This window comes from Thiomonas sp. 13-64-67, assembly GCF_002282795.1.
GTDB lineage: Bacteria > Pseudomonadota > Gammaproteobacteria > Burkholderiales > Burkholderiaceae_C > Thiomonas > Thiomonas arsenitoxydans.
This window is the reverse complement of the sequence record NZ_NCKP01000118.1, coordinates 1-2,643: the sequence shown is the minus strand read 5'-3', so window position 1 is coordinate 2,643 and position 2,643 is coordinate 1. Positions and strand designations below refer to the sequence as shown.

General features: G+C 62.7%; 5 protein-coding genes. 3 read left to right on the top strand and 2 right to left on the bottom strand.

The annotated features are described in order from the left end of the window. Positions 1-6 precede the first annotated feature (6 nt). From B7X30_RS15360 to B7X30_RS15350, 3 genes are all read left to right on the top strand, one after another. The gene (locus tag B7X30_RS15360) at positions 7-177 is read left to right on the top strand and encodes a protein-disulfide reductase DsbD domain-containing protein (protein WP_353681928.1); all 171 of its coding nucleotides are present in this window, start codon (positions 7-9) and stop codon (positions 175-177) included. 69 nt (positions 178-246) lie between these two features. Continuing rightward, entirely contained in the window at positions 247-819 is a 573-nt protein-coding gene (locus B7X30_RS15355) for a hypothetical protein (RefSeq protein ID WP_055451818.1), read from the top strand. After that, positions 752-1,357, top strand: a complete 606-nt coding sequence (locus B7X30_RS15350; protein ID WP_082454475.1) for a TlpA family protein disulfide reductase — start codon at positions 752-754, stop codon at positions 1,355-1,357. The genes B7X30_RS15355 and B7X30_RS15350 overlap by 68 nt, the downstream gene beginning before the upstream one ends. Positions 1,358-1,590: 233 nt before the next feature. On the opposite strand, the gene B7X30_RS15345 is transcribed toward B7X30_RS15350, so the two are convergent. Both B7X30_RS15345 and B7X30_RS15340 read right to left on the bottom strand, forming a co-directional pair. Beyond that, complete coding sequence (locus B7X30_RS15345; protein ID WP_245610082.1) at positions 1,591-2,244, bottom strand: cupredoxin domain-containing protein; 654 nt, start codon at positions 2,242-2,244, stop codon at positions 1,591-1,593. 59 nt (positions 2,245-2,303) lie between these two features. Beyond that, positions 2,304-2,643 (bottom strand): copper resistance protein B (locus tag B7X30_RS15340; RefSeq protein ID WP_286731788.1); only part of this gene is annotated, 340 nt, incomplete at its 5' end.

Here is a 2,643-nt window from a genome sequence, read left to right as displayed (position 1 = left end):
CAAGACATCGGCCTACATATCAACGGCAAGACCATACGGGTCTACGAGAACGGTACACGCATCGCTCTGCCAGGTCTGTCAAGGCTGCGCGATGTCCGCATACAGGTGCAAATCCAGGCTTGCGCCGACAAAGGGCTATGCCTTCCACCGGCAACGATCGTTGCGACGACCCAATAATCTCATCGCTTCAGCGCTTTTCCGCCCGTAGAGCGGGCCCCGCTCGCGTTTTTCTTACGGAGTTGAACGATGGATGGTCGTGTTTTTCCCTTGCTCGTCGTACTTGCCTGTGCCGTGCTTCCGCCCGGCGCCTTGGCTGCGGATGCCGCCCCGGCCGCAGCGGCGAGTGCGGCGCAACCGTCGTGGACGAACGCCAGGCACGCTTTCACCGTGCAGTTGATCCAGCTCAGCCCAGACAGTGTGCGCGCCTTCTACGAGAACATGGGCTATCCATCCAAGGCCATCGATGCCATTGCCCGGGTCTGCGTGTTCGGAACCTCGATCCGGAACAACGCCAAGGTTCCTATCACCTATGACGTGGCCGCCTGGAAGGCCGTGACCCCGGATGGCAAGGGGCACCCGCTGATCACCAAAACCCAGTGGCTGCACCGCTGGCAGCCACTGGGCGTGCGTTCGGACTGGTCGGTCCTGCCGGCGCAGCAAACCCTGCAGCCCGGGGATTGGGCCCAGGGGTTCACCACCGTCGACTTGCCGCGCGGCGCGCGGTTCAAACTGATTTTTTTCTGGAGAGAGCATGGAACGCAACACCAAGCCACATTGGCCGGACCGCAATGCGCGGGGGCCACGCCTGATCAACCCTGAGCGCCGCCAGGTGCTGTCCTGGCTCGGCGGCGCCGGGCTGCTGGCCGTTGGCGCGGCGCGCGCCGCACGCGCCGCCGACCCGGCGCAGGACCACGCGCTCGCGGTGGTGGAGCCGCCACGCCCGGCGCCGGCATTCAGCTTGCAGGACATCAACGGCAAGACCCACCGCCTGGCCGATTACCGCGGCAAGGTGGTGCTGGTCAACTTCTGGGCCACCTGGTGCCCTCCGTGCCGGCAGGAAATGCCGTCCATCGAAAGGCTTTACCTGGCGATGAAGGGCCGCCCCTTCGAGGTGCTGGCGCTGGACCAGGGCGAGACCCTGAACAACGTTTTCGCCTACATGGGCCAGCTCAATCCATCACCCACCTTCCCGGTGTTGCTGGACCAGCACAGCGAGGCGGCGCATGCCTTCGGTGTGATGGGCATTCCGACGACCTATCTGGTCGACAAGAATGGCATGATCGTCCGGCAGGCCGTCGGCGGGCGGGATTACGACAGCCCTGCGATTCGGCAGGTCATCGAGGCCCTGATGCGCTGAACAGTCCCTGATCAGGCCACGGCGAACTGGCCCATCATCCCTTGCAGGCTGAGGTGCCGGACGGAGGCATCCGGCCCGCGGCGTCGAAATGGAGGCGATTTTCGCGGGCAATCGGCCCTGCTTGGCGGCGGGAGGCGCGGCGCGAAGCGGTAGAAGGCGACACTCAAGCAAGATTTTTGAGAACGCCAAGCCGCTGTTGCCGGGTGCCACCCCTGCCACTTCATGTGGAGCGCTCACTCCACCAGAATCTTGCCGACCATGCCAGCTTCCATATGCCTGGGCATCGTGCAGGCGAAGTCGACGGTCCCGGGCTTGCCAAAGCGCCAGATCAGCTCACCCTTGCTTCCAGGCGGTACGGCGACCATATTGGGCTCGGCCCCATCGGTCATATCGGGCATAGCCGCCATCATCTTTTCGTGCTCCTTGAGCTCGGCCATGCTCCCGATCGTCATCTCGTGCTTGATTTGGCCACGGTTGATCAAAACAAACCGAATCGTTTGTCCCGGCTGCACATGGATGACATCCGGCGTAAAACGCATCGAGTCGTCCATCGTGATGTCCACGTTTTTGGTGGCGGCCGTTGCTTGACCAGGATTGCCGATGGAAGATGCGTCGGCGTCCGCGTCGGCATGAACCGATGCGTGGGGGGCAGAGGCCGCATTTGCGGCAACCCCTGACATGCCCATGCCCTGCATGTTCATACCTTGCATATTCATGCCCTTCATGGCACCAGGCATTGCGGCAGCCTCAGAGGACACGCTTGCGCCACGCTTCGGCGTGGCCTCGTGTGACGGATTCTCGACTCCGGACGCATTCGCGGCGGCAAGCGCAAATACGGGCCATGCGCCAAGCAGAAGCATGGACAGTCGGATTTTCTTCATCTTCATATGGGTATCCTTTCGTCAGCCTTAAAAGTACAACAGCGAATCCGTTGAAAACCAACGGGTCAGAACCAGAAATGCAAGCCAGCGACGATGGCCGTCTGGCGTGTCTTTTCGCCCGCAATGCGCGCGTAGTCCGCGCTGCGGCCAAATTTCCCGCTCCATTCCACGCCGACATAGGGCGCGAACTGGCGCGTGAACTCGTAGCGCAGGCGCAACCCGGCGGTCGCATCGGACAGCCCACTGCCGATTTGACGCGCCGGATCATCCTTGCCATACAGGTTGGCTTCAACGCGCGGCTGCAGTACGACGCGCTGGGTGATCAGCAAGTCGTAACTCGTCGCCAGACGCAGCGCGCTGCGTCCCGCGTTGCCCAAATAGCCTGTGGCCTCGACATCGAACCAA

Bases quoted from the DNA above. Each gene is read 5' to 3' on its own strand.
- B7X30_RS15350 (WP_082454475.1), top strand. From the start codon at position 752: ATGGAACGCAACACCAAGCCACATTGGCCGGACCGCAATGCGCGGGGG.
- B7X30_RS15355 (WP_055451818.1), top strand. From the start codon at position 247: ATGGATGGTCGTGTTTTTCCCTTGCTCGTCGTACTTGCCTGTGCCGTG.
- B7X30_RS15345 (WP_245610082.1), bottom strand. From the start codon at position 2,244: ATGAAGATGAAGAAAATCCGACTGTCCATGCTTCTGCTTGGCGCATGG.